The following is a 25,807-nucleotide window of genomic DNA, read 5'->3' as shown; positions in this document are numbered from 1 at the left end:
GAACACATTGGTTCGCCTTGCAATGTTAATTACTTTTTCTTCACCGGTCTTTGCCAACCTTGAATATGGCGTTGTGGCACACGAGTAATCACAAGCTCATCTTTTTCAACGTTTTTAGTAATGGTTGAACCCGCACCGATGGTTGCACCATCGGCCACAGTAACTGGCGCGACTAATTGTGTATCAGAACCTACGAATACATCGTTACCAATGATCGTTTTAAATTTATTCGCACCGTCATAGTTACAAGTAATGACACCTGCACCAATATTACAGTTTTCACCAATTTCGGTATCACCGACATAAGTGAGGTGGTTTACTTTAGAACCCTTACCCACTGTGGATTTTTTAATTTCTACAAAGTTACCCACATGGGTTTCAGCCGCTAATTCAGCACCTGGACGTAAACGAGAGAATGGACCAATCGCTGCTTTCTCACCAATTATCGCATCTTCTAAAACAGAATAAGGCTTGATTTCAACATCATCACCGATGGTCACGTTTTTCAATACGCAACCTGCACCGATTTTTACACGGTCACCCAAGCGCACATTGCCTTCCACAATTACATTCACATCAATTTCAACATCTTTACCGTGCTCTAATGTGCCGCGTAAATCAAAACGCTCAGGGTCAATCAACATCACGCCTGCAAGTAAAAGTTTTTCTGCTTGTTTACGTTGATAATAGCGTTCCATTTTGGCTAATTGTAGGCGATTATTTACCCCTTCAACTTCCATAAAATCAGTTGCTTGAACAGCTACAATCGGACAACCATCTTGATGAGCTAAGCCAATTACATCAGTAATATAAAACTCGCCTTGGGCATTATTATTATCTAAACGCGCTAACCATTTTTTGAAACTTGCACCATCTGAAACTAACACACCTGTATTAATCTCTTGAATTTTGAGTTGCTCAGGCGTTGCATCTTTTTGTTCAACAATCCCTACAACTTTGCCATTTTCACGTACGATTCGACCATAACCTGTTGGGTTATCTAATACAACTGTTAATACTGCGATACCATTTTCAGGTTTCGCATCGATTAATTTTTGCAATGTTTCCGGTGTAATCATTGGGCCATCGCCATACACCATTAAAACATTTTCATCATCACGGAAAAAAGGCATCGCTTGTTGCATAGCATGTCCTGTACCCAATTGTTCCGCTTGGAATACCCAGTTCGCGCTTTCATTTGCCAAACGCTCACGCATTAATTCGCCACCATGACCATAAATCAAATGCACGTTTTCCGCACCTAATTGATTTGCCGTATCGATCACATGTTTGACCATCGGTTTTCCTGCCACTTTATGCAAGACTTTTGGTAAATCAGAATACATACGAGTGCCTTTACCGGCCGCTAAAATCACCACGCTTAATGCTTTATTTGTCATAAATTCATCTCTTCTTTATAAAAAATTTGGGCGTATTCTATCGTAGAATGGAGAATATGATAAGCCATTTAATTTTCATACATTCCTGACAAGACAAGATTGTATAAAAATCTCAAATCCTGTAAACTATCCTCCCGTCTTGATAGCTAATCATCTTTTTCTTTTATTTTTGACCGCACTTTTCAGTATTCTGCACAAATTTGCATAAAAGATGATTGGCTATAATCATTTTTATCCCAATATTTTAGGTCTCTCACTATGGCTACAAATTATATTTTCGTCACAGGCGGTGTGGTTTCATCGTTAGGTAAAGGCATTGCTGCAGCATCATTGGCAGCAATTTTAGAAGCACGTGGCTTAAACGTGACTATTATGAAATTAGACCCTTACATCAACGTGGATCCGGGTACAATGAGCCCAACCCAACACGGCGAAGTGTTCGTGACACAAGACGGGGCGGAAACCGATTTAGACTTAGGTCACTACGAGCGTTTTATTCGTACCAAAATGACAAAACGCAACAACTTCACCACTGGTAAAATTTATTCTGAAGTATTACGCAAAGAGCGTCGTGGTGATTATTTAGGTGCGACAATTCAAGTTATCCCACACATCACCAATGAAATTAAAGATCGCGTGATTGCCGGTGCACAAGGCCATGATGTGGTAATCGTGGAAGTAGGCGGAACTGTGGGTGATATTGAATCACTTCCATTCTTAGAAGCACTGCGTCAACTTGCCGTGCAAGTAGGCCGTGAGCATACTATTTTTATGCACTTAACTTTAGTGCCATATATCCCAACAGCGGGCGAAGTAAAAACCAAACCAACTCAACATTCTGTAAAAGAATTACTTTCGATTGGTATTCAACCGGATGTGCTTATCTGCCGTTCAGATCGCATGATTCCACCAAACGAGCGTGCAAAAATCGCCTTATTCTGTAACGTACCAGAACGTGCGGTCATCTCATTAAAAGATGTGAATTCAATCTACCAAATTCCGGCATTATTGAAATCACAAGGTTTAGATGAATTTATCTGCCAACGTTTCCACTTAAACTGCCCTGAAGCAGATCTTTCTGAATGGGAACAAGTGCTTTATCAAGAAGCCAACCCTGTGGGCGATGTGACCATCGGTATGGTAGGTAAATATACTGAATTACCTGATGCATATAAATCAGTGAACGAAGCCTTAAAACACGCTGGCTTAAAAAACCGTTTAAGCGTGCATATTAAATACATTGATTCTCAAGATGTTGAAACGAAAGGCGCTGATGTATTAAAAGGTGTCGATGGTATTTTAGTACCGGGCGGTTTTGGCTATCGCGGTGTAGAAGGCAAAATCTTAACCGCTAAATATGCACGTGAAAACAATGTGCCTTACCTAGGCATTTGTTTAGGGATGCAAATTGCATTAATCGAATACGCGCGTAATGTTGCAGGTCTTGAGAAAGCGAATTCATCTGAATTTGATCGTAACTGTGAGCAACCAGTTGTTGGTTTGATTACGGAATGGCAAGATGCGGAAGGCCACATTGAAACTCGTGATGACAATTCAGATCTTGGTGGCACAATGCGTTTAGGGGCACAACAATGTCATTTAATTGAAGGCTCAAAAGCGCGTGCATTATATGGCAAAGAAACCATTGAAGAACGTCACCGCCACCGTTATGAAGTGAATAATAATCTGCTTCCACAAATTGAAAAAGCAGGTCTTAAAGTAACTGGCTTATCTGCGGATCGTAAATTAGTGGAAATCATTGAAGTACCAAACCACCCTTGGTTTGTGGCATGTCAATTCCACCCAGAATTTACGTCAACGCCTCGTGATGGCCACCCATTATTCGAAGGCTTTGTCAAAGCAGCAAGAGAAAATCAGCTAAAAACTGAAAAGTAATTTGTTGATAATTCAATAAATAAGTGCGGTCAAAAACACAAGAATTTTTGACCGCACTTTGCATTTTTAAGCATTTTAATTTGATTGATTCTATTACTGTTTCACTAAACGATAAGGCAAGATCTGCATTTTACATTTATCAGAAATATCACCTGAATCGAAATCATCAATAAAATGCCAATGTGCGGTATCTTTTGTTAAATCAGTGAGATAAATTCGAGTGTTACCTACTTTATAACGACACTCACCAATAACAAAATTCCTTTCACTACTGGCTTCATCCATGTAATCACCGTGAACAACTTGGATAAGCTTCGCATGATTGGTTAAATCAGTGTAATACCACCAAATATCAAATTTATCTTTATCATTGGCTAGCTGAACTTGCAAACTCGGCTCTATAAAGTTCGCATTATAACTATGAGCTTGCATTATTTGTGAACTTATTAACTCATTATGTTTCCAAAGGTAATCATAATTAAGCTGGCGATTTTCATAAAATGCAACTTTACTCTTTAAACGAATCGTCGGTAGAATAACCTCGCCTTCAGGTATTTCACAACTAGCTAAGGTAAAATCAGAATAAGACATCGAAGGCCCCTTACCTTTTATTCGTACAAAAACAAAACTTCCTCTACTCAAACAAGACTGTCCATTAATAGAAATCGTTTCTGGCATGCCTAAGTCAGTATCATGTTGTTCACCCAATCTAACCAAATTATTGATTCTAACAACATGACTATTTAATGAAAGTTTATTTAAACGAAAATCGCCCCACTTAAAATATGTATTATCGAGCGTAATAACATAATCTGGCGCATCTTCTCCGGTTGTTGCAAAAACAAATGCATTCGGAGATAAATCATCAATACCTGCTAAATACGGTTTATCTTGTAACTGAACACCTCTAAGCGCCCAATCTTGTGGAGCTGAAGAAAACAAAAAATAAAATACAAAATAACTCAAAATAAATAATAATGTGGCAATTCCAAGCAATATACCAATTGTCCACAAACATATTTCTAATGGTGTCTTTAAAAGCTTCATATTTCCTAATATTTCTCTTAATCAATATATTTGTGTATTATGCTTTTCTTATCAAGACAGAAAAATTACCACTTTCTGGAATACTTTCATCATTTTCTTACCCCATAAAAAAGCAAATTTATTTAATTACACTTCAAAAAACATTTGAATTAGTATAACATTTTAGTCAACTATTTATCTAACTTAAATAAGTGGTTACTTTTAAATATATTTATAAAACATTCTTCAATTCAACTGCTTGTTATAAAAGGAATAACCATGCATAAATTTTTACTGACAACCTTTCTCGCTAGCCTTTCTACCTCTGCTTTCGCACTTTTCCCTATTCAAACTGATTGGCAAGCTAATCACTTACAAGGCAAAGTGAAGTCCGTTATTTCACAGTCGGAAGATAATCCAGAAACGGTAGAAGGAGAAGTGGTCACGAACGATACTCATCAATTTTATAATGAACAAGGCTTTTTAATTAAAACTGAAGATATTACCCAAGAATCTGAATATTCCGATAAAACGACGGCGAATTATCGATATGATCAAAACAATCGATTAGAAGAAATTCGTTACACTATCGATAAAGAGACTCATGGAAAACTCTACCACTATCAAGAAAACAGCGATGGTTCAGGCGTCATTTTAGAAATCACCTATGTAGGCAAAAAGCCGAAAAAACCAAATTTTCAAGAAGATTACATCAAAAGAGTTTACGACAAAGATAGCAAACTCATCTCTGAAGCCGTTTATTATGCAAAGATGATTGACGGCCATGCGAAAAAATTCCATTACAAGGACGATAAACTCATCAAGGTTTGTGATTTTGATGACAGTGGAAAAGAAAGCAATTGCGAAACTTATCGTTATCTCGAAAATGGCGACTTTGTACATAACACGTCTTTTAATGAGGGACGAGCAGATTTTACTTATGACAAAAACCACAACGAATTAAAACGTCAAATTTTTGATCAACATGGGAAATTAGAAGAGACGTTCACAACACGTCATAAATTTGATCAACACGGTAATGTGATTGAAAGCATTATGTATGATGAAAAAGGTATATGGTTAGATAAAACCACAAAGAAATATGAATATTATCAATAAACCACTTTTAAACGACGTATTCTAACTAGACTGCTTATGATATTTTTTAGATCTAAACCACGCGCTGAAAAATTAGATAAAAAATTAACCACCAAACTGGACAAAATCTTTCAATATTTTAAGGCGAAAGAAGAACCATCTGAGTGGTTGTTTGCCAGAAATCACAAGGTTGCGCCAATGGCAATCGCAACCTATTGGCATTATGGTAAAGCCAATTTAGATGAATCTGAATTGCTAGAAAATACGGGTTTATCTGATTTATACCAACCTCTCAAATTGCTCCTAACAAAAACAATGAAACTGCCTTGCATTACTCGCAGAGAATTTGAAGAGGAAAATTGGGCTCAATTATTTCTTTCTATTGATTTTAAATTAAACCCAACAGATAGCTCACTTTTTAGAGTTTTTGTTTTTCCTGATCAGGATAGCTTCGTTTTCGCCGAAACAGATCAAGCGGATAATCTTTTTCAGAATATGATGCAGGCAAAGCCATTTAATCAACATAGTCCACATTATGAGAAATTTTTATCTTCAGTTGATGCGGTTTTAAACGCGATTGAAAAGCCTGAAGATTTCACATTATTAGACCAAAAACTCGCCAAAATTGAGCATTATCTTAAAAATCAACCTGATGGTGATTTACTTGTCAAAAACAATGTCTTTGAAACAGATATTTACGCCTATCAATTTTACTATTCTGATAATTGGGACGATTACTCAAAAGAAAAATTTAATGAATTAGATTTTGGCGGCGACATGTATGATTTACAAAGCCAATTCTGTAACCCAATGGGATTCGTACCTGCTTCTCGAGAAGAATTTTTTAATGGTTCTGGCTATTCTTTTTTAAATATTGGGTTCGGCATAAAACCGCATAAGGAATATGAATATATTATTAAAGAAACTGAATTTGAATTTCCGCAAAGAATTGAGCTATTTGCTGGGCAACCTATTCGTGATGCTGCATATTCGTTACAACATACTGATAAGCTTTTTATTTTGGATTTAATGGCTGCGATTTATTATGCCAAACCGCTTGATGAACAACATTACAAGTTTGATTTGTTAAAACAAGCCGTTGATTTGATTTGCGATAGCATTGACAGACGTGAAAATGAAATCAATCAAGATGCCTTATTTGATGAGTTACTTATGTTGCTTGAAACGAAAAAATACATCAAAGCAAAATATATTAAGCAAGTTAAAAGCCTCTATAAATGGCTAAATAAAGACCTAGAAAAATGTCGAGAAAAAATGATCGCATTTGGTGATATCTATGAGGACGAAGATTTCGATGAAGAATACGCTAAATTAGAGCTTATCAGAAGTTATCTTCATTGCTATCAAGATGATTGGAAAATTGATTATGACTCACTCAATCATTTTCTTTCAGAAGCTCTTGAACAAACTTTTGAAATCACTTTCGAAGAAGCACAGCATGAGTTTGCACGCATTAAGAATAAAGTAGAAACAGAAAGTGATTATACTTTACTTTATGTTGATACGGGTTGCGACAATTTCTATTGCTTAGTTTGCCCAAAATCAGCAGAAACCCGCATAATAGAAATTGCAGACATATTAAATTTACCTATCAACCATTAAATTTTATGGACAGAAAACAACATGGCAGAAATAAAAAACGATCATTTTTAGCTAATTGTTGCAAAAACGCTGTGAAACATCACAGCGTTTTTTATTTAGGGTTACTTATCAAAAATAGCTTGTACAGATACTTCACTATAGTAATAACCTTTTTCCTTACTAAACTCCATTTCAAGCTCTCTCAAATAAACCGTGAAACTTGGTCCATCAATTTTTAATAAATCTTGAGTAAACGGTTTAAGATCAGCTTTAGACATTTTTTTCATCGGGTCTAATTGATGTTCCTTGAATACTTTGTGAATATGTTCATCCATATTAGTACAATATCTGTCATGATCTTCAACAAAGCAAACCTCTGGCTTCTCTTCGTGCTTATCCGCTTTTTCATCAGATTTCATATAAGTCTGAACCTCTGTACGATAAAATCCAGGTCTTGGTACACGAATCCATTTTTTATACGGCGTGACATCAATTGACTCCCATAGAAATTCTATTGTTGTTTTTCGGTCGCTAATTACTTGGCTATTGATGCTGATATGATCACCATAAATATTTAATGTAACAAGTTCTTCAGATTTTTCACCATATCTCTGCTTAAATATCTCGTGTCTTTCTTTATAAGGATCTTCTACATAAGAGTCTAGCGCTATATGACGAACCATATAAAATGTTACATTATCTAATTCTTCCCAATCTTTAAGCTCGCTCTTCGGCATATTCTCTAAACGTTCGACAAAATCTATATCATCACGAATTTTGCCTAAGCCATCTGATAAATTAAGTTTTTTCAATAACTGTTCAAAACGTGCAGTTTGGCTTTGGTAAGCAATTTCTTGTGGTTTAACAATCCAAGTCATAGCGAAAATTGCCACCATGACAACCCCAGAAATCAGGCGGTATTGACGTGCTTTTGGCACAATCAGAATCGCATAAGCAATCGTAATCGCCGTAGCCAAAGCCACTAAATAAATACGTTGTTCCGTCCAAGCATAGGCACTAATACGGCGATCAATCGCCAACCATAACAACACGATTGGCACAATAGATAGATACGGATAGAACTTAAAGAAAGTTTCCCAGCGGGCTTTAGCACAAATAGAACGTAATGCATATACGCCTAAACCACCAAGCAGGTAAGGCAAGGTAATATTCGCCAGCATGCCTTTTGGTAATACGCCTTCAAAAATAATTTGCACAACATAAGCATAAAGCAACACAGTGAAAATCATCAATGCTGGTGCTAATACAAAATTAACTAAGATCTCAAAAATGCGATTTAACGTCATTTCTGATTTAGCTTGGCGTTGTTGGAATACTAAGAAAAAGAGTGGCAAAGTAAAAATGCCTAAAGATGTATAAAAATGCTCATAGAAACTATCAGAAAACTCGACATTAAAGAGTGTAGTAATTGTAAATAGAATCGCTGCTACTAATCCAAACACCAACAACCATACCATTGTCGCTAAGCCAAGATGGAATAGATTGGTAAAATTACGGTAGGTAAACCCTTGATTATTTTTTTCAAATGGAAACCCTAATAACACCAGTAACGCAATAAAATTTGCGCCCCCAAATTTTGGACTCGATAGATAAAACTCTGCACTATCATTGGTCATGCCAATGATAGCTAGCGCCACCAATGGCACAATCCATGAAAAACGATACCAAGAATATGGTCGAGAGAGATAAATAAAGATAAATAGCATTGGCTCAAATACCCAGTAAGCCAAATGATCATTTTCTTTATGAGTCCCTAATTCCATAAACCAAATTCCAATTGCAAATGCACTAATTAGAAAAATTTCAATCGGATGTGCAGACACTGCATTTTTTATCTGCGCTTTAGTCTTTTCGAAAAATGTTGAAACAGACATAATCATTCCTTTTTTATTCTATAAAGTCTTAATTAACACTTAATAATTCATACTGAAATAGTATGGAATTTACTGGCACTTTAACGAACTTTTATGGATAAATCCACTAAAATTAAATAGATATTGGATAAAAAGAGACAAAATCTCACCGCACTTTATTGAAAAACAAGATACAGATCAAAGTGCGGTCATTTTTCCAAGACAAATTTCTAAATTTGCTTTATTATATTGCCACTTTAGGTTCGCCTAACTAATTTTAATTAACTTTAAACAGAGGAAAACAAAATGGCAAAAATCGTTAAAGTCATTGGTCGTGAAATCATCGACTCTCGTGGTAACCCAACTGTAGAAGCTGAAGTTCATCTTGAAGGTGGTTTCGTTGGTTTAGCAGCTGCGCCATCAGGTGCATCTACTGGTTCTCGTGAAGCATTAGAATTACGTGACGGCGACAAATCTCGTTTCTTAGGCAAAGGTGTATTAAAAGCAGTTGCAGCAGTAAACGGTCCTATCGCAGATGCATTAGTGGGTAAAGAAGCGTCTAACCAAGCTGAAATCGACCAAATCATGATCGATTTAGACGGTACTGAAAACAAATCTAACTTCGGTGCAAACGCAATCTTAGCGGTATCTTTAGCAAACGCAAAAGCAGCAGCTGCATCTAAAGGTTTACCTCTTTACGCTTACATCGCAGAACTTAACGGCACGCCAGGCGTTTACTCTATGCCATTACCAATGATGAACATCATCAACGGTGGTGAGCACGCAGATAACAACGTTGATATCCAAGAATTCATGATTCAACCAGTTGGTGCTAAAACATTACGCGAAGCACTTCGTATCGGTGCTGAAGTATTCCACAACCTTGCGAAAGTATTAAAATCTAAAGGCATGAGCACTGCTGTAGGTGATGAAGGTGGTTTCGCACCTAACTTAGCATCTAACGCAGACGCTTTAGCATGTATCAAAGAAGCTGTAGAAAAAGCAGGTTATGTATTAGGTAAAGATGTCACCTTAGCAATGGACTGCGCATCATCTGAGTTCTACAACAAAGAAACCGGCAAATACGAAATGAAAGGCGAAGGCCGTTCATTCACTTCTCAAGAGTTCACACACTATCTTGAAGAATTAACCAAACAATACCCGATCGTTTCTATCGAAGATGGTCAAGATGAATCTGACTGGGATGGTTTCGCATACCAAACTAAAGTGTTAGGCGACCGCGTTCAATTAGTGGGCGACGACTTATTCGTTACTAACACCAAAATCTTAAAAGAGGGTATCGAAAAAGGTATCGCAAACTCTATCTTAATCAAATTCAACCAAATCGGTTCTTTAACTGAAACTTTAGCAGCAATCAAAATGGCTAAAGATGCAGGTTACACCGCTGTAATCTCTCACCGTTCAGGTGAAACCGAAGATGCGACTATCGCTGATTTAGCGGTTGGTACAGCAGCAGGTCAAATCAAAACTGGTTCTATGAGCCGTTCTGACCGTATTGCGAAATACAACCAATTAATCCGTATCGAAGAAGCATTAGAACGTGCTGGCACACCAGCTCCGTTCTTAGGTTTAAAAGCGGTTAAAGGTCAAGCATAATTTTTGCTTAATTTAAGGTAAAATAGCACCGCACTTTGCATAAAAGTGCGGTGTTTTTTTAAGGTGTTTTTATGAAGACACAATCTGATTCACTACTTACTGAACCTTGGTTATCTTGGGCTATCGAAATCCAAAGCATTGCACAAAACGGGCTAACTTATTGCAAAAATATCTATGATATTGAACGCTATGAACGCTTGCGGGATTTGTCTGCTGAAATGCTCGCTTATAAAACAGCCATACCCAAAGAAACCGTTAAATCGTTTTTCTGCAATGAGACAGGTTATCAAACCCCTAAAATAGACTCGCGCGCAGCTATTTTCAAAGATGATAAAATTTTATTAGTACAAGAAAATGATGGACTTTGGTCACTGCCTGGCGGCTGGATAGATGTGCTAGAAACCATTCATAGTAATACGATTAAAGAAGTACGCGAAGAAGCGGGGCTTAATGTTAAACCGACTTTCATTATTGCTATTCACGAACAACATAAACGCAATTTTCCGCCTTTTGCGCATCCTGTACTCAAAACCTTCGTCATGTGCGAACCATTAAGTGGTGAATTTCAACCAAATAGTGAAACAGTTCAATCTTCCTATTTTGCGTTGAGTGAACTGCCGCCAATGAATGAAGAAAAAAATACGCCCGCACAGGTTGAACTTTGCTTTCAAGCACACCATAGTAGTCACTGGACTACACAATTTGATTAGGAAATACCATGTTACATTTAACCCTCGAAGATCAACTCTTTCTCGGTCAACCAAAACAAGTCGGCACACACTCGACTGTGCATGATCATCTGGCGGTAATGTTTGAAGATGATGGCGAAACCGGCTATTTTTATGCATTAGATATGCGTCAAAATGCGCAGCCTGTTGTCGATTGCTTACATGTTTATAATGTTGATAACACACGCAATCACCACGAAGCGCGTAAATTAGAAATTTGCTGGGATGAAAGTGGCTATTTAGCCTTATTACTTATTAACGGCTATCCCCATGCCGTATTTGATTTTGCTCATTTGATCGGCTATAACACTAACAAACATCCTCAGCCTGACTTAATGAGCATGTGGACACACGAAGAAATCACCAATGAATGTGCAACCGCATGGCTTGGTGTGAATACCATTAAATAGGATTAACTATGCGATTTTACCGCGGTCTTCAGCCTTTCAAGATCATGAGTTTTGATCTTGATGACACCCTTTACGATAACAATGATGTCATTCGTTTGGCCGAAGAACGCTTTCTTCAATGTGTACAAGAACACGCACAACTGAGCGAGCTTACCTCAGAATATTGGCGAAAATATAAATGGCAACTGGCGAAGAAAGATCCCTTGATTGCTGAAGATGTGATTGCCTGGCGTATCGAAACATTACGCAACTTGCTGATACATCATGGTAAAAGTGCGGTTGAAATTGACCGCACTTTAGCCCTCGCTATGGAAGAATTTATTGAATGGCGACATAAAATTGATGTGCCCGCAGAAAGTATTGAAGTGCTGAATCAACTGAAAGATCGGTACCCGCTTAGCGTGATTACCAATGGTAATGTGATTGCAAAACGTATTGGGTTTGAACACTTTCAGCTGAGTTTACGTGGTGGTGAACAAGGCAGAGCGAAACCTCATCAAGATTTATTCCACCAAACCGCCCATTATTTTGGCGTAAAACCGAGTGAAATTTTACACATCGGTGATAACTTAACTACGGATGTTCAAGGCGCCATTCAAGCCGGCTGCCAAGCTGTATGGATTAATTTATCAGGCAAAAACCTCAATTCATTTACTGAAGCAAGTGTTTTGCCTACATTAGAAATCAATCATTTAACTGAATTATTAACACTTTAACCCTATGATGAAAAAGAAAAATCAAGTTCTCGTCAGCCTTTCCATTGTGGCTTTATTGGGCGGTTGCTCAGAAGAGCAAGTTCAACGAGATGTTTATAACAGCCTTGAGGATTGTTTAGCCGATTGGCAAAAAATTGAATTATGCGAAGCTGACCAATCTAATGAAAATAACAGCGGTACAACTGCACATGCAGGATCAGGATCCTCTCTCTCGGGCAATTTAAATACACGTCCAAGTAATAATAGTGAATGGTCAGAAGACAATCAGACCGTTAAACAAACCTTAAATCCTGATGGTGCAACTCACTCTAGCAATTCAAACGGTTCAGAAGGAGCAAGCCACACGAGTTCTGCAACAGGAGAAGGACACGGCAGTATGGGCAGTGCGATTGCTGGTGCCGCAATGGGTTATATGATCGCGCGTACGATGGGCTCATTTTTAGGTCCAAGCTACAATCCAAGCAACCGTGCCGTTTCAACACCAACGGGTCAAGTTATCCAACCGCAAACTAATCGTTCTGTCGGTAAGCCTGTATTAGTGAAAGGCAATGCAGGTAGCACTTACAGCAAACCAGTTTCACGTGGCGGCTTTAAAAGCTCAAATTCAAGCAGTAACCGTAGCTCAGGCGGTTAAATATGAAACGAATCACAGGCTTTCCTACTCGCCCTAATATGGTGCAACAATTATTAGATGTGGGCTTTGATTACTATAATCTGCCCTCCTCTGATGGTTCCCATTATTGGTCGGATAATGTAGCGTATGAATTTACCCTAGCGGAAATCGATCATATTGAAGACGCCACCAACGAATTGCACGCGATGTGTATGGACTTTGTTGCCGATGAAGTGAAACAAGGTGATTATGCCCATTATCGCTTCACCGATTTACAGAAAAATCTGATTGAACAAACATGGGCTAAAAACGTACCGCACTTATATGGCCGTTTTGATTTTGGTTATGACGGCGAAAACCTCAAAATGTTTGAATACAATGCCGACACCCCTACTTCCTTGCTTGAAGCTGCTGTGGTGCAATGGCAATGGTTAGAGCAAATTGAAGGCTTAGCGCATCGTGACCAATTTAATTGGATTCACGAAGAATTACTGAATCGCTTTCAGTTTATTCAACAACAAACTGGGCTAAACGATTTCCATTTTAGTGCTATGCAAGAAGCGGGTCGCGAAGATTGGGGCAATATTGATTACCTAGCAGATGTGGCTTACAACGCGGGTTGGCATATTCATCAGCTTGCCATTGAAGATGTAGGCTACGATAAAGACAGTCAGCAATTCCTCGATCTGAATAATCAACCTATTGATTGTTTATTTAAGCTCTATCCGCTTGAATGGATGACCACGACAGAATATGCACCACACATGCTTAATTCATCCACCACCTTTATTGAACCGGCGTGGAAATTACTATTAAGCAATAAAGTGCTATTGGCGAAATTGTGGCAAAAACATCCAAACCACCCTTTATTACTACCCGCTTACTTTAGTAAACATGATATTACCGATCGTCAATCAATATGGGTAAAAAAACCGACGTTAGGTCGTGAGGGCGCCAATGTTTCTTACTATGAAAAACGTAATGGTCTAGAATTTGCTGCCAAAGGCAGTGAGCATTCTGCCTTTTACGATCAAGCTGGCTACATCTATCAACAAAAATTTGAACTGCCAAATTTTGATGGTATGTATCCTATGATTGGTTCTTGGGTAGTGGGTGATGTGGCTTGTGGCATTGGCTTAAGAGAAGATTTTACCCCAGTTACCGGCAATGATAGCCACTTCATTCCGCATTACTTTGTAGAATAAAAACAACGCAAAAACTGACCGCACTTAACAGATAATAAGGAGATAAATATGTATCCATTTAGTTTTCAAAACCCTACTCGTATTGAATTTGGTCTCGATAAAGAAAAAGAGATGGGTAAATATATGCACGAATACGGTGCAAAAAAGGCCTTAATTATCTATGGTAGTGAGCGTGTCAAACAATCCGGTTTATTTGAAGATGTGACAAAAAGCTTGCGTGAGCATGGAATTGAATACATTGAATGTGGCGGGGTAAAAAGCAACCCGACAATCAGTAAAGTTCGTGAAGCCGTTGCAATGGCAAAAGCCTTTGGCGCAGATAGTGTGTTGAGTATCGGTGGTGGATCTTGCCTTGATAGTGCGAAAGCGATCGCAGCCGGTGCTTGCTATGACGGTGATACTTGGGACTTCTTTAAAGGCACACTGGTACAAAAAGCATTGATGATTTTTGATGTAATCACCCTTGCGGCAACAGGCAGCGAAATGAACTGGGGCTCAGTCATTACCAATGAAGAAACGCAGCAAAAATATTCGATTCACAACAATCATTTATTCCCAAAAGTATCGGTCATTAATCCGAAATTACAAGCGACCGTCAGTCGTGATTATTTAGTGTATTCTGCCGCAGATATTATTGCTCATTCGATTGAAGCCTATTTCACCGCAGAATATCGCCCTGAAATTATTGATTTCTTAGTAGAAAGCAATATTAAAACCGTTATCCGTACGACTGAAATCTTGCTTAATGACCCACAAGATCTCAATGCGCGTGGTGAATTTGCCTGGGCAGCTACACTTGCGTTAAACGGCTTAACCCATTTAGGTATCTCACCTTACGGTTTCCCCAATCATATGATTGAGCATTCCATGAGTGCGATTTCAGATGTGCCACATGGAGCTGGGCTTTCTGTGATTATGCCTGCATGGATGCAATGGTATCAATCTCAAAGACCTGCTCAATTCAAACGCTTTGCTAAAGAAATATTTGGCCTAGAGAATGCTGAAGAGGGTATTCAAGCTTTAAAAACCTGGTTTGATAAAATCGGCACACCAACTCGCCTTGAACAACTTGGCATTGATGATAAAACCTTATTTGAAATTGTCGATAATGCGGTTCAAACCGCTATCAGAGCGAAAGTGGAAAAAACGTATACTAAAGAAGCTATTAAAGCCATTTTCGCTTTAGCGAAGTAATCTCTCATAAAAAAGAGCGGTCAAATTCACAAAACAATGGAATTTGACCGCTCTTTTTATATTCTCAACATTTCACTTGTTGAAAAGAATGCAAAAAATAACCGCACTTTAGTTACCCAAAGTGCGGTTAATTTGAATTAAGTTTTAACGCTTAATTATAGTGAAGCTTGATCAACAGCCACACCAGCACCCATAGTTGTAGAGATGCTTACTTTCTTGATAAAGATACCTTTTGCAGTAGTTGGTTTTGCTTTGTTTAAAGCAGCCAATAATGCTTGAAGGTTTTCTTTTAATTGAACTTCAGAGAAGTTTGCTTTACCAATTGTTGTGTGGATGATACCGTTTTTATCGTTACGATAACGGATCTGACCAGATTTAGCATTTTTAACTGCTTCAGCAACGTTTGGTGTTACGGTACCAACTTTAGGGTTTGGCATTAAACCACGAGGGCCTAATACTTGACCTAATTGACCAACAACACGCATTGCATCAGGAGAAGCGATAACAACGTCAAAGTTCATTTCGCCTTTTTTGATTTGCTCTGCTAAATCTTCCATACCGACTAAATCAGCGCCAGCTTCTTTAGCTGCATCTGCGTTAGCACCTTGGGTGAACACAGCTACGCGTACTTCACGACCAGTACCGTGTGGTAATACAGTTGCACCACGAACGTTTTGGTCTGATTTACGAGGATCGATACCTAAGTTTACTGCAACGTCAACACTTTCAACGAATTTAGCAGTTGCGAATTGTTTTAATAACGCGATTGCTTCGTTGATTTCGTATGCTTTAGTAGAATCTACGCCAGCTTTGATTGCTTTCATTTTTTTAGTCAATTTAGCCATCGTATTATTCCTCCACCACTAAGCCCATTGAGCGAGCAGTACCAGCAATTGATTTCATTTTAGTTTCGATAGTCGCGCCAGTCATATCTGCTGCTTTAGTTTCAGCGATTTGACGAACTTGATCTAAAGTTACTTTACCCACTTTATCTTTGTTCGGTTTACCAGAACCAGATTTGATACCTGCAGCTTTTTTCAATAATACTGCAGCTGGTGGGGTTTTAGTAATGAAAGTGAATGAACGGTCTGCATATACAGTGATAACAACTGGAATTGGTAAACCTTTTTCAATGCTCTCAGTACGAGCGTTGAATGCTTTACAGAATTCCATGATGTTCACACCTTGTTGACCTAATGCAGGACCAACTGGTGGTGATGGGTTTGCCATACCAGCTGCAACTTGCAACTTAACGTATGCTTGGACTTTTTTTGCCATTTTTTAGTTTCCTCTAAATGGGTGATAACGCCGAAATCGGCTCCCCTGTTAATGAAAGGCTGTATTTTAATTAATCAGCCTCAAAATTTCAAGTAGAAAAACTACTCGAAAAACAACCGCACTTTATTGCTTAAGTGCGGTCATTAAATCTCTTGTTTTGGAAAAGGGAAATTAACGTGTTTTTTCCACTTGACCAAATTCAAGCTCAACTGGTGTTGCACGACCGAAGATAGATACAGACACTTTTAAGCGGCCTTTTTCGTAATCTACTTCTTCAACCGTACCATTAAAGTCTGCGAATGGACCTTCTGTCACACGCACTTCTTCACCTGGTTGATATTCTTTACGATGACGTGGTTTTTCAGCACTTTGCTCTAAACGATTTAAAATTAAATCTGCTTCACGTTTAGAAATTGGCGCTGGCTTATCTGGTGTACCACCGATAAAGCCCATTACACGAGGTACACTTTTCACTAAGTGCCATGTGTCATCATTCATTGCCATTTCAACTAACACATAGCCAGGGAAAAATTTACGTTCACTTTTACGACGTTTACCTGCTACGTTTTCAACGACTTCTTCAGTCGGCACTAACACTTCGCCAAACTGATCTTCCATTTGTTGTTGTTTGATATATTCACGTAATGTGATTGCAACACGACTCTCAAAGCCGGAGAATGCTTGCAATACATACCAACGTTTTTTGGATACGTTTTCAGTTTCGCTCATTTTAGAATCTCAAATCAGTTAAGAAGTTAATCAATGCAATGATAATTGAATCAATTGCCCAGAAGAATAAAGAGGTAAGCACGGTTACCGCAATAACGATTAAAGTTGTTTGACGTGTTTCTGCACGAGTTGGCCATACCACTTTACGACCTTCAACTTTTGCTTCGCTAAAGAATGTACGAGCTTTTGTACCTTGGTTAGTAATTGCAGCGAAACCAAAGGCAATTAATAAGGCGACAACTACGCCAACTACACGCACTGGTAAAGAAAAGGCTTCTTTAAAATAAACGTTACCAATTGCTGCTGCGGTAAAAAATGCCACAGAAAGAATCCAAAGAAGCGTGTTTAAGCCTTTTGATTTTCCTTCTACGACTTGTTCTTGGTCGTGTTTCTTTTTCTCAACAATTTCAGTTGCCATAATTGAATCCGTATAAAATAAGGGATAAATAATTTTTAGATTAATTTCAGAACGTGCGATTGTAGCATTTTCTTTCGGAATTGCCTATGAAAAATGTCAGAAAAAACAACCGCACTTTCTGTTAATTTTTATATTCGAGTTTTGGTGGTTTGTTATCAACGATCGTTTCTTCATCCACAATCACTTTTTTCAAGTTTTCGATTGAAGGTAAATCATACATCGTATCTAACAATACAGCTTCAACGATTGAGCGTAAACCACGTGCACCGGTTTTACGTTCAAGGGCTTTTTTCGCCATCGCTTTTAATGCTTCTGGTGTAAATTCAAGCTCTACATCTTCTAAGCCAAATAATGCTTGATATTGTTTGGTCAGTGCATTTTTCGGTTGAGTCAGGATCTGAATCAACGCCTCTTCATCTAATTCGCTTAATGGCGCAATCATTGGAAGACGACCAATAAATTCTGGAATCAAACCAAATTTCATTAAATCATCTGGCTCAACTTGACGGAATAATTCAGAAAGATTTTCTTTCTCTTCTTCCTTCTCTACTTTCGCATCAAAACCAATTCCAGTATCAGTTTGTGTACGCTTACCGATGATTTTATCTAAGCCAGCAAATGCCCCACCACAAATAAAGAGGATTTTTGAGGTGTCCACTTTCAACATTTCTTGTTGAGGATGTTTACGTCCACCTTGTGGCGGTACAGACGCAATAGTGCCTTCAATTAATTTCAACAAGGCTTGTTGCACACCTTCACCAGACACATCTCGAGTAATAGATGCGCCTTCTGATTTACGGCTAATTTTATCAATTTCATCAATATAGATAATGCCCTGCTCTGCTTTTTCTGTATCGTAATCGCAGTTTTGCAATAATTTTTGCAGAACATTTTCCACATCTTCGCCCACATAACCGGCTTCAGTTAACGTCGTCGCATCGGCCATAGCAAAAGGCACATTCAAACGACGCGCCAAGGTTTGTGCTAATAAGGTTTTACCGCTACCTGTTGGACCAATTAACAAGATGTTACTTTTACCTAATTCCACATCATTGCTTTGGTGATTCGTGCGTAAGCGTTTATAGTGATTGTAAACCGCCACTGACAAGACTTTTTTCGCATAATCTTGCCCAATTACATAATCATCTAAGTGAGCGCGAATTTCGTGTGGGGTTGGTAATTTTTCTTCAACTGTCAGTTCGCTAGGCGTTTCGATTTCACCACTGTCTTCTAACATACTGTGGCAAAGCTCGATACACTCGTTACAAATATAACCATCTGTACCCGCAATTAATTTACCTACTTCACTTTTTTCTCTTCCGCAGAAAGAACAGTGAAGATCGTTATCATTTGTTGTCATGTTAAATCCTTAACGTTTAATCAACACATCGTCCACTAAGCCGTAAGCTTTTGCTTCTTCTGCCGACATAAAGTTGTCACGATCGGTGTCTTTTTCGATACGCTCGATGCTTTGACCAGTATGGAAAGCAAGACGCTCGTTTAAGGTTTGTTTAATTTTTAAAATTTCTTGTGCGTGGATCTGAATATCTGATGCTTGTCCACGGAAACCACCTAACGGTTGGTGAATCATTACACGTGCATTCGGTAATGCTGCACGTTTTCCTGCTGTACCACCCGCAAGTAAGAATGCGCCCATTGAGCAAGCTTGACCAATACAAAGGGTACGCACATCCGGTTTAATAAATTGCATGGTATCGTAAATTGCCATACCCGCAGTCACCGAGCCACCCGGTGAGTTAATATAAATATTGATGTCTTTTTTCGGATCTTCTGATTCTAAGAAAAGTAGCTGTGCCACGATCAAATTTGCCATACGATCTTCTACTTCACCACTCAAGAAGATCACGCGCTCTTTTAATAGGCGGGAATAAATGTCGTACGAACGTTCACCACGAGAGGTTTGTTCGACAACCATAGGAATTACACTCATTTTTGCCCCTAAATATGTGCTAAAAAATCGGGCAATATTCTACCCGAAAATCAGTAAAAACAAAAATGCGGTCGCTTTTCATTGAAAAAACAACCGCACTTTTCGATGATATGCTTGTGAATTTAATTCACGTTCTATCAATTATTATGCTTGTGGATTCATGATCTCATCAAATGAAGACGCTTTTTCAGTCACTTGAGCTTTAGCAAGAACGGCATCAACTGCTTGTTCTTCTAATACTACGCTGCGAATGTTGTTCATTAACTCTTCATTTTTGCTGTAATATTCAACTACTTCAGCTGGTTGTTCGTAAGCAGAAGCAATATCCGCGATCATTGCTTTCGCACGTTCTTCATCTGGTTTCAATTCGTTTGATTTGATCACTTCAGAGAATAATAAACCGACTTGAACACGACGTTTTGCATCCGCTTCAAATAATTCACGTGGTAGCTGTGCAGCTTGTTGTGCATTGCCACCGAAACGTTGTGCAGCTTGGTTACGTAATACATTGATTTCTTCTTCTACTGCAGAAGCTGGAACATCAATTGGGTTTTGTTCGATTAAACCGTTGATGACTTGTTGTTTAACGCGAGAAACTAATGCATTTTTCAATTCACGTTCCATGTTTTTACGGATTTCTGCACGTAAATCTGCCACAGTTTTGGTGTTTGGACCAAATTTAGCAACGAATTCATCTGTTAATTCTGGTAATTCCATTTCTTCTACTTTTTTCAAGGTGATCGCAAATTTTGCATCTTTACCTTTTAAGTTTTCAGAATGGTACTCCGCTGGGAAAGTCACATTGATATCGAATTGTTCGCCTGCTTTGTGACCTACGATACCTTCTTCGAAACCAGGAATCATGCGGCCTTGGCCCATGAAGAGAACGAAATCAGTTGCTTTACCACCTTCGAACTCTTCGCCATCAACATAACCAACGAAGTCGATTGTTACGCGAGAATCTGCTTTCGCTGCGGCTTTGCTTTCAACCCAAGTGGCTTGTTGTTTACGTAATACCTCAATCATTTTATCGATATCAGCTTCTGTGATTTCAACAGTTGGTTTCTCAACTTTGATGTTTTCTAAACCTTTTAATTCAACTTCCGGGTACACTTCGAAAGTTGCAGTGAATGATAAATCTTTACCTGGTTCGAACGTTTCGATAGCGAAAGTTGGACGACCTGCGATATTGATTTTCTCAGCGATTACTGCGTCAAAGAAATGACGTGGTAATAAATCGTTTAATACATCTTGACGGATTGATGCGCCAAAACGTTGTTCAATGATGTGAGCTGGCACATGACCTTTACGGAAACCATCAACACGTACATTTTTTGCTGCACGTTTGAATTCTTCACGAGTTGCTTTTTCTACAGCTTCAGCTGGAACGGTGATCGTCACACGACGCTCTAAACCTTGAGTTGTTTCAATATTTAATGACATTTGTAACCTCAATTAATGTTGCACTCGGTAAAAACCACACCGAACACGTTATTGTTTGTAAAAGTAAAAAACCGCCAAATTATAGCGAAAGAAAATCAAACAGTCGATAGAAACCGGAAAATTCAATAGAAAACCAGCTAAAATTGCACAATTTATCAACAATTTTTGATAAAGAAAAAAGTGCAGTCAAAAATAACCGCACTTTTTATCGAATTATAAACCTTTCGGTAAACGAATTTTTTGACCAGGGAAAATCTTATCCGCGTCTTTAATCACTTCTTTGTTCGCTTCAACGATAGCGGTGTATTTCGCGCCATTTCCGTAAGCTTTCTCAGCGATTTTCCACAAGGTGTCACCTTTTTGGATTACATAGAATGTTTCATCACTGCCTAAGGCTTCACCGTTATTGATGCTTGCATCGCTTGTTACTGAGTGGATACCTTGAATGTTACCCGCCATTAATACCGCTTTTTCTAATGCCGCTGCAGTTGATGCTACACCTTGGATATTTGCTACACCATTTTCCACGGTAACAGATAAGTTTTCCACACCTGGATTGTCTTCAGCGATGTGTTGAGTCACTGCTTTAGATGCATCTTCTTCTTTAGAGAAAACTTTCTTACCAATGTCACTGACAAAATCAAATAAACCCATTTTAAAGTTCCTTTTGTATGTTTGTTTAAGGGATTATTACGATACTGAAATTCCCTTAAGAAGTCCATAAATCAGAGTGTAAAGCTATGTAAATATTTCAAGAAAACTGATCTAAAATTGACCGCACTTTGATAGAATACGCCGATTTTTAATTTACTCACACAAAAAGGACAAATTATGCGTTGGGAAGGTCGTAGAGAAAGCTCAAATATTGAAGATAGACGTGGCTCTGGTGGCGGTAACTTCGGTGGCGGAAAAAGCACCGGTGTGCTCGGTATTATCATTCTTTTAGTCGGCGCTTATTATGGTGTGGATCTTTCAGGATTAGTGGGTACGCCTGATTTTTCAGGACAAAGCTCTCAACAGTTAGAAACTCAAGAAGAACAGCAGCTTGCGAGTCTTTCTAAAGTTGTATTAGCCGATACTGAAACCGTTTGGGGACAATATTTCAGACAAATGGGTAAAACTTATAGCGAGCCAACCATGGTGCTTTACAATGGCGTAACGCCAACCGCTTGTGGTACAGGTCAATCAGCAATGGGCCCATTCTACTGTCCGAGCGATCGCAAAGTTTACCTTGATTTATCATTCTATAATGAAATGAAAAATAAACTGGGTGCAGCAGGTGATTCAGCCTTTGCTTATGTGATTGCACACGAAGTCGGCCACCACGTACAAAATATGCTCGGCATTCTGCCGCAAGTGAATCGCGCACAACAAAGCAGCGATCGTAAAACAGCAAATCAACTTTCCGTTCAATTAGAACTTCAAGCTGACTGCTTCGCTGGTGTTTGGGCGAGCCAAGCGGTAAAAAGTGGTTTATTTGAACGCGGTGATGAAGAAAAAGCGTTTAATGCAGCAGAAGCTGTGGGCGATGACCGTTTACAAAAACGCAGCCAAGGTTATGTGGTGCCTGATAGCTTCACTCACGGTACATCGGCACAACGTCTAGAATGGTTCAGAAAAGGCTTACAAAGCGCTAACCCTTCTGTGTGTAATACCTTTAACTAATAAGATCTTTAAGGCTGATTCATATCAGCCTTTTTATTTCTGTTCATTTCAGCATAAAAAAGTGCGGTCAATTTTGACCGCACTTTTTCTTTATGATGTTAAGCTTACGCGAACTGACGTACTTCGCCGTTACCCGCTACGTTTTCCACACAACGTGGACAAAGTGTAGGATGTTCAGGGTTCACACCGATTTTGTCAGAATAATGCCAGCAACGTGGACATTTTTCACCGTGAGAACGTGCGACGCTTACGGCAATTCCCTCTAACTCACCAGTAGCGACATCTGCTGGTTTGTCAGCTAATGGTTTCACTTCTGCTTTTGAGGTAATTAACACGAAACGTAATTCATTGCCTAATTGCTCTAACAATGCACGATATTCATCGTTAGCATAAGCCGTTACTTCTGCTTCTAACCCCCCACCGATCACTTTGTCGTTACGGGCGATTTCTAATACACGGTTCACTTCAGAACGAACTTTAATCAGTTGTTGCCAGTAAACATCATCTAATTTTTCATTCTCACCTAAGCCAAATAAGCCTTCGTAGAATTCTTCAGTAAAGACAAATTCAGCACGTGGCGTCGCCGTTTGTGGCAAGTAGCCCCAAATTTCATCTGCCGTGAATGACAAGATTGGTGCCATCCAACGAACCAATGCTTCTGCAATGTGCCATAACGCTGTTTGGCAGCTACGACGCGCAAGGCTGTCTGCTTTGGTGGTGTATTGACGGTCTTTGATAATATCAAGGTAGAACGAGCCCATTTCCACAGAACAGAAACGCATTAAACGTTGTACCACCGTGTGGAATTGATAGTTATCGTACGCGTCTTTAATTTCTTTTTGAGCATCTAACGCACAAGCTACCGCCCAACGATCTAAGCTAATCATTTCTTCCGGTTTAACGGCATCACGTTGCGGATCAAAACCATTCAAGTTAGCTAGTAAGAAACGCGCAGTGTTACGAATGCGACGATAGCTATCTGCTGCACGTTTTAAGATCTCATCAGAAACGGTCATTTCACCGGTATAGTCGGTAGATGCAACCCATAAACGTAAAATGTCACCACCAAATTTATCCATGACTTCTTGTGGGGTCACGATATTACCGATAGATTTTGACATCTTACGGCCTTGACCATCCACGGTGAAACCATGGGTTAATACTTGTTTGTATGGTGCTTTGCTGTCTGTTGCCGTAGAAAGCATTAAAGAAGACATAAACCAACCACGGTGTTGGTCAGAACCTTCTAAATACATATCGATATCTTGGCCGTTAAATTCCGGACGATTTGCTACAACAGAAGAATAGGTTGATCCTGAGTCAAACCATACGTCAAGGGTATCAGGCACTTTACGATAGGTTTCTGCGTCCGCACCTAATAATTCTTTTTCGTCTAAATCCCACCATGCTTGAATACCGGCTTTCTCTACACGTTTCGCTACTTCTTCAAGTAACTCTAAAGTACGCGGATGAAGTTCTTCGGTTTCTTTGTGCACGAATAAGGTCATCGGTACACCCCAAGTACGTTGACGGGAAATACACCAGTCAGGGCGGTTTTCAACCATTTTCTCGATACGTGCTTGACCCCAATCTGGAATCCAGCGAACTTGTTTGATTTCACCTAATGCTTGTTGGCGTAAACCCTGTGTTTCCATACCGATAAACCATTGCGGTGTCGCACGGAAAATAATTGGGGTTTTGTGGCGCCAGCAGTGTGGGTAGCTGTGTTTAATTTTCTCAACTTTTAATAAGTTGCCCACTTCTTGTAATTTTTCAACAACCAATGGATTGGCTTCAAATACGCCTTTGCCTGCGAAGAATTCAGTGGTTGAAATAAATTTACCGTCATTCGATACAAGACCCGCCATTGGTAAATTATATTTTTGTCCTACAATAAAGTCGTCTAAACCGTGGTCTGGTGCGGTGTGAACTAAACCTGTACCGCCATCAGTGGTCACGTGATCACCTAAAATTACTGGTACAGTGAAATCATAGAACGGATGGTTAAAGCGTACTAACTCAAGCGCTTGACCTTTTACTGAACCTAACACTTCAACTTGTTCTACGCCCACAGCTTTCGCAACAGACTCAACTAATTCAGCAGCTAAAATCACACGCTCATCGCCAAGTTGTACCAAGTTGTATTCTAAGTCTGCATTTACCGCAATCGCACGGTTAGATGGCATTGTCCAAGGAGTGGTTGTCCAAATCACTGCTGATAACTTGCCATGACCTTTACCGACCGCATTAAATTTCTCTTCAATTTCAACCGCACTTACTGCTGGAAAACGAACATAGATAGACGGAGAAACTTTGTCCTCGTATTCCACTTCTGCTTCTGCTAAAGAAGAACCGCAATCTAAACACCAGTGCACCGGTTTTGAGCCTTTGTATAAGTGGCCATTCGCAATCACTTTACCGAGTGTACGGATGATGTTTGCTTCGGTGTTGAAGTTCATCGTTAAATAAGGATTATCCCAATCGCCCAACACACCTAAACGGATAAAGTCTTTTTTCTGCCCTTCTACTTGTTCCGCGGCATATTCACGACATTTTTTGCGGAATTCAGCTGCTGTAATTTTCTCGTTTGGTTTGCCCACTAAACCTTCTACTTTTAATTCAATTGGCAAGCCATGACAGTCCCACCCTGGGATATAAGGCGAATCAAAACCTAATGCAGTTTTGGATTTAACAATAATATCTTTCAGAATTTTATTAACGGCGTGACCGATATGAATATTGCCGTTCGCATACGGAGGGCCATCATGCAAAATAAAGGATTTCTTACCTTTCGTCGCTTGGCGGATTTTTTGATACAACTGTTTGTCATACCAATTTTTTAACATTACAGGTTCGCGTTTGGCTAGATCGCCACGCATTGGGAAACCTGTTTCAGGTAAATTTAACGTGTTTTTGTAATCAACTGTCATGTTATTTTCCAATT

23 protein-coding genes are annotated in these 25,807 nt (G+C 39.1%); 11 read left to right on the top strand and 12 right to left on the bottom strand.

Annotated features, from left to right (window positions below; translation table 11 throughout):
- Positions 1-29: 29 nt before the first annotated feature.
- Positions 30-1,400, bottom strand: coding sequence for a bifunctional UDP-N-acetylglucosamine diphosphorylase/glucosamine-1-phosphate N-acetyltransferase GlmU (glmU, locus tag RDV53_RS05335; protein WP_005695244.1), 1,371 nt, complete (start codon positions 1,398-1,400; stop codon positions 30-32).
- Positions 1,401-1,658: 258 nt separating this feature from the next.
- Here glmU and pyrG point away from each other — a divergent pair, with 258 nt between their 5' ends.
- Positions 1,659-3,296, top strand: coding sequence for a glutamine hydrolyzing CTP synthase (gene pyrG, locus RDV53_RS05330; protein ID WP_005695243.1), 1,638 nt, complete (start codon positions 1,659-1,661; stop codon positions 3,294-3,296).
- Positions 3,297-3,389: 93 nt separating this feature from the next.
- On the opposite strand, the gene RDV53_RS05325 is transcribed toward pyrG, so the two are convergent.
- A complete protein-coding gene (locus RDV53_RS05325) occupies positions 3,390-4,343 on the bottom strand; it encodes a hypothetical protein (RefSeq protein ID WP_005695242.1) in 954 nt (317 codons plus the stop codon).
- Positions 4,344-4,601: 258 nt separating this feature from the next.
- On the opposite strand from RDV53_RS05325, the gene RDV53_RS05320 reads away from it, so the two are divergent.
- Both RDV53_RS05320 and RDV53_RS05315 read left to right on the top strand, forming a co-directional pair.
- Positions 4,602-5,441: a hypothetical protein gene (locus RDV53_RS05320; RefSeq protein ID WP_005695240.1), complete on the top strand. Its 840-nt coding sequence runs from the start codon at positions 4,602-4,604 to the stop codon at positions 5,439-5,441.
- Between the two features lie 177 nt (positions 5,442-5,618).
- Positions 5,619-7,043, top strand: a complete 1,425-nt coding sequence (locus RDV53_RS05315; protein WP_232620858.1) for a DUF6630 family protein — start codon at positions 5,619-5,621, stop codon at positions 7,041-7,043.
- A gap of 101 nt (positions 7,044-7,144) precedes the next feature.
- Here the strand turns inward: RDV53_RS05315 and RDV53_RS05310 are convergent, their stop codons facing one another.
- Positions 7,145-8,917 (bottom strand): DUF4153 domain-containing protein, encoded by a 1,773-nt coding sequence (locus RDV53_RS05310; RefSeq protein ID WP_032822531.1) that lies wholly within the window; start codon positions 8,915-8,917, stop codon positions 7,145-7,147.
- A 285-nt stretch (positions 8,918-9,202) separates the two neighbouring features.
- On the opposite strand from RDV53_RS05310, the gene eno reads away from it, so the two are divergent.
- The 7 genes from eno (at position 9,203) to RDV53_RS05275 (ending at position 15,379) form a co-directional block, all read left to right on the top strand.
- The gene (eno, locus tag RDV53_RS05305; protein ID WP_005627703.1) at positions 9,203-10,513 is read left to right on the top strand and encodes a phosphopyruvate hydratase; all 1,311 of its coding nucleotides are present in this window, start codon (positions 9,203-9,205) and stop codon (positions 10,511-10,513) included.
- Between the two features lie 71 nt (positions 10,514-10,584).
- Positions 10,585-11,223, top strand: a complete 639-nt coding sequence (locus RDV53_RS05300; RefSeq protein ID WP_005695236.1) for an NUDIX hydrolase N-terminal domain-containing protein — start codon at positions 10,585-10,587, stop codon at positions 11,221-11,223.
- A gap of 8 nt (positions 11,224-11,231) precedes the next feature.
- A complete protein-coding gene (locus RDV53_RS05295; protein WP_005695235.1) occupies positions 11,232-11,651 on the top strand; it encodes a DUF2251 domain-containing protein in 420 nt (139 codons plus the stop codon).
- An 8-nt stretch (positions 11,652-11,659) separates the two neighbouring features.
- Positions 11,660-12,367, top strand: a complete 708-nt coding sequence (locus RDV53_RS05290) for an HAD-IA family hydrolase (RefSeq protein WP_005695234.1) — start codon at positions 11,660-11,662, stop codon at positions 12,365-12,367.
- 7 nt (positions 12,368-12,374) lie between these two features.
- Entirely contained in the window at positions 12,375-13,001 is a 627-nt protein-coding gene (locus RDV53_RS05285) for a hypothetical protein (RefSeq protein ID WP_032822532.1), read from the top strand.
- Positions 13,002-13,003: 2 nt separating this feature from the next.
- A complete protein-coding gene (locus RDV53_RS05280) occupies positions 13,004-14,185 on the top strand; it encodes a glutathionylspermidine synthase family protein (protein WP_005695232.1) in 1,182 nt (393 codons plus the stop codon).
- 48 nt (positions 14,186-14,233) lie between these two features.
- Positions 14,234-15,379: an iron-containing alcohol dehydrogenase gene (locus RDV53_RS05275; protein WP_005695231.1), complete on the top strand. Its 1,146-nt coding sequence runs from the start codon at positions 14,234-14,236 to the stop codon at positions 15,377-15,379.
- A 155-nt stretch (positions 15,380-15,534) separates the two neighbouring features.
- Here the strand turns inward: RDV53_RS05275 and rplA are convergent, their stop codons facing one another.
- The 8 genes from rplA to lysM all read right to left on the bottom strand — a co-directional run bounded on the left by rplA (position 15,535) and on the right by lysM (position 21,852).
- Positions 15,535-16,224, bottom strand: a complete 690-nt coding sequence (gene rplA, locus RDV53_RS05270) for a 50S ribosomal protein L1 (protein WP_005695230.1) — start codon at positions 16,222-16,224, stop codon at positions 15,535-15,537.
- Between the two features lie 4 nt (positions 16,225-16,228).
- A complete protein-coding gene (gene rplK, locus RDV53_RS05265; protein ID WP_005695228.1) occupies positions 16,229-16,657 on the bottom strand; it encodes a 50S ribosomal protein L11 in 429 nt (142 codons plus the stop codon).
- A 171-nt stretch (positions 16,658-16,828) separates the two neighbouring features.
- Complete coding sequence (gene nusG / locus RDV53_RS05260; RefSeq protein WP_005695227.1) at positions 16,829-17,386, bottom strand: transcription termination/antitermination protein NusG; 558 nt, start codon at positions 17,384-17,386, stop codon at positions 16,829-16,831.
- A gap of 1 nt (position 17,387) precedes the next feature.
- Positions 17,388-17,804: a preprotein translocase subunit SecE gene (secE, locus tag RDV53_RS05255; RefSeq protein ID WP_005695226.1), complete on the bottom strand. Its 417-nt coding sequence runs from the start codon at positions 17,802-17,804 to the stop codon at positions 17,388-17,390.
- A 121-nt stretch (positions 17,805-17,925) separates the two neighbouring features.
- A complete protein-coding gene (gene clpX / locus RDV53_RS05250; protein ID WP_005695225.1) occupies positions 17,926-19,164 on the bottom strand; it encodes an ATP-dependent protease ATP-binding subunit ClpX in 1,239 nt (412 codons plus the stop codon).
- A gap of 9 nt (positions 19,165-19,173) precedes the next feature.
- Complete coding sequence (gene clpP, locus RDV53_RS05245; RefSeq protein WP_005695224.1) at positions 19,174-19,755, bottom strand: ATP-dependent Clp endopeptidase proteolytic subunit ClpP; 582 nt, start codon at positions 19,753-19,755, stop codon at positions 19,174-19,176.
- Between the two features lie 144 nt (positions 19,756-19,899).
- Positions 19,900-21,198, bottom strand: a complete 1,299-nt coding sequence (tig, locus tag RDV53_RS05240) for a trigger factor (protein WP_005695223.1) — start codon at positions 21,196-21,198, stop codon at positions 19,900-19,902.
- A 213-nt stretch (positions 21,199-21,411) separates the two neighbouring features.
- Positions 21,412-21,852 carry a peptidoglycan-binding protein LysM gene (gene lysM / locus RDV53_RS05235; protein ID WP_005695222.1) on the bottom strand — a complete coding sequence of 147 codons (441 nt, stop codon included), beginning with the start codon at positions 21,850-21,852 and terminating at the stop codon, positions 21,412-21,414.
- 177 nt (positions 21,853-22,029) lie between these two features.
- Between lysM and ypfJ the strand changes: the two genes are divergently transcribed.
- The gene (gene ypfJ, locus RDV53_RS05230; protein WP_005695221.1) at positions 22,030-22,863 is read left to right on the top strand and encodes a KPN_02809 family neutral zinc metallopeptidase; all 834 of its coding nucleotides are present in this window, start codon (positions 22,030-22,032) and stop codon (positions 22,861-22,863) included.
- Positions 22,864-22,967: 104 nt separating this feature from the next.
- On the opposite strand, the gene ileS is transcribed toward ypfJ, so the two are convergent.
- Positions 22,968-25,793, bottom strand: coding sequence for an isoleucine--tRNA ligase (ileS, locus tag RDV53_RS05225; protein WP_005695220.1), 2,826 nt, complete (start codon positions 25,791-25,793; stop codon positions 22,968-22,970).
- Positions 25,794-25,807: the final 14 nt, after the last annotated feature.

Origin of the sequence: Haemophilus parainfluenzae ATCC 33392 (assembly GCF_031191205.1) — a bacterium.
In the GTDB taxonomy this organism is placed as follows: Bacteria; Pseudomonadota; Gammaproteobacteria; order Enterobacterales; family Pasteurellaceae; genus Haemophilus_D; species Haemophilus_D parainfluenzae.
Note: the sequence above shows the minus strand (reverse complement) of the source record. Positions and strands in the feature narration are given on the sequence as shown.

Excerpts from the sequence above, each read along its gene's own strand:
- RDV53_RS05290 (WP_005695234.1), top strand. The coding sequence starts at position 11,660 with ATGCGATTTTACCGCGGTCTTCAGCCTTTCAAGATCATGAGTTTTGAT.
- rplK (WP_005695228.1), bottom strand. The coding sequence starts at position 16,657 with ATGGCAAAAAAAGTCCAAGCATACGTTAAGTTGCAAGTTGCAGCTGGT.
- secE (WP_005695226.1), bottom strand. The coding sequence starts at position 17,804 with ATGGCAACTGAAATTGTTGAGAAAAAGAAACACGACCAAGAACAAGTC.
- nusG (WP_005695227.1), bottom strand. The coding sequence starts at position 17,386 with ATGAGCGAAACTGAAAACGTATCCAAAAAACGTTGGTATGTATTGCAA.
- clpP (WP_005695224.1), bottom strand. The coding sequence starts at position 19,755 with ATGAGTGTAATTCCTATGGTTGTCGAACAAACCTCTCGTGGTGAACGT.
- rplA (WP_005695230.1), bottom strand. The coding sequence starts at position 16,224 with ATGGCTAAATTGACTAAAAAAATGAAAGCAATCAAAGCTGGCGTAGAT.
- RDV53_RS05285 (WP_032822532.1), top strand. The coding sequence starts at position 12,375 with ATGAAAAAGAAAAATCAAGTTCTCGTCAGCCTTTCCATTGTGGCTTTA.
- pyrG (WP_005695243.1), top strand. The coding sequence starts at position 1,659 with ATGGCTACAAATTATATTTTCGTCACAGGCGGTGTGGTTTCATCGTTA.
- RDV53_RS05310 (WP_032822531.1), bottom strand. The coding sequence starts at position 8,917 with ATGTCTGTTTCAACATTTTTCGAAAAGACTAAAGCGCAGATAAAAAAT.
- lysM (WP_005695222.1), bottom strand. The coding sequence starts at position 21,852 with ATGGGTTTATTTGATTTTGTCAGTGACATTGGTAAGAAAGTTTTCTCT.
- RDV53_RS05325 (WP_005695242.1), bottom strand. The coding sequence starts at position 4,343 with ATGAAGCTTTTAAAGACACCATTAGAAATATGTTTGTGGACAATTGGT.
- ypfJ (WP_005695221.1), top strand. The coding sequence starts at position 22,030 with ATGCGTTGGGAAGGTCGTAGAGAAAGCTCAAATATTGAAGATAGACGT.
- RDV53_RS05295 (WP_005695235.1), top strand. The coding sequence starts at position 11,232 with ATGTTACATTTAACCCTCGAAGATCAACTCTTTCTCGGTCAACCAAAA.
- RDV53_RS05315 (WP_232620858.1), top strand. The coding sequence starts at position 5,619 with ATGGCAATCGCAACCTATTGGCATTATGGTAAAGCCAATTTAGATGAA.
- RDV53_RS05275 (WP_005695231.1), top strand. The coding sequence starts at position 14,234 with ATGTATCCATTTAGTTTTCAAAACCCTACTCGTATTGAATTTGGTCTC.
- RDV53_RS05320 (WP_005695240.1), top strand. The coding sequence starts at position 4,602 with ATGCATAAATTTTTACTGACAACCTTTCTCGCTAGCCTTTCTACCTCT.
- RDV53_RS05280 (WP_005695232.1), top strand. The coding sequence starts at position 13,004 with ATGAAACGAATCACAGGCTTTCCTACTCGCCCTAATATGGTGCAACAA.
- glmU (WP_005695244.1), bottom strand. The coding sequence starts at position 1,400 with ATGACAAATAAAGCATTAAGCGTGGTGATTTTAGCGGCCGGTAAAGGC.
- clpX (WP_005695225.1), bottom strand. The coding sequence starts at position 19,164 with ATGACAACAAATGATAACGATCTTCACTGTTCTTTCTGCGGAAGAGAA.
- tig (WP_005695223.1), bottom strand. The coding sequence starts at position 21,198 with ATGTCATTAAATATTGAAACAACTCAAGGTTTAGAGCGTCGTGTGACG.
- RDV53_RS05300 (WP_005695236.1), top strand. The coding sequence starts at position 10,585 with ATGAAGACACAATCTGATTCACTACTTACTGAACCTTGGTTATCTTGG.
- ileS (WP_005695220.1), bottom strand. The coding sequence starts at position 25,793 with ATGACAGTTGATTACAAAAACACGTTAAATTTACCTGAAACAGGTTTC.
- eno (WP_005627703.1), top strand. The coding sequence starts at position 9,203 with ATGGCAAAAATCGTTAAAGTCATTGGTCGTGAAATCATCGACTCTCGT.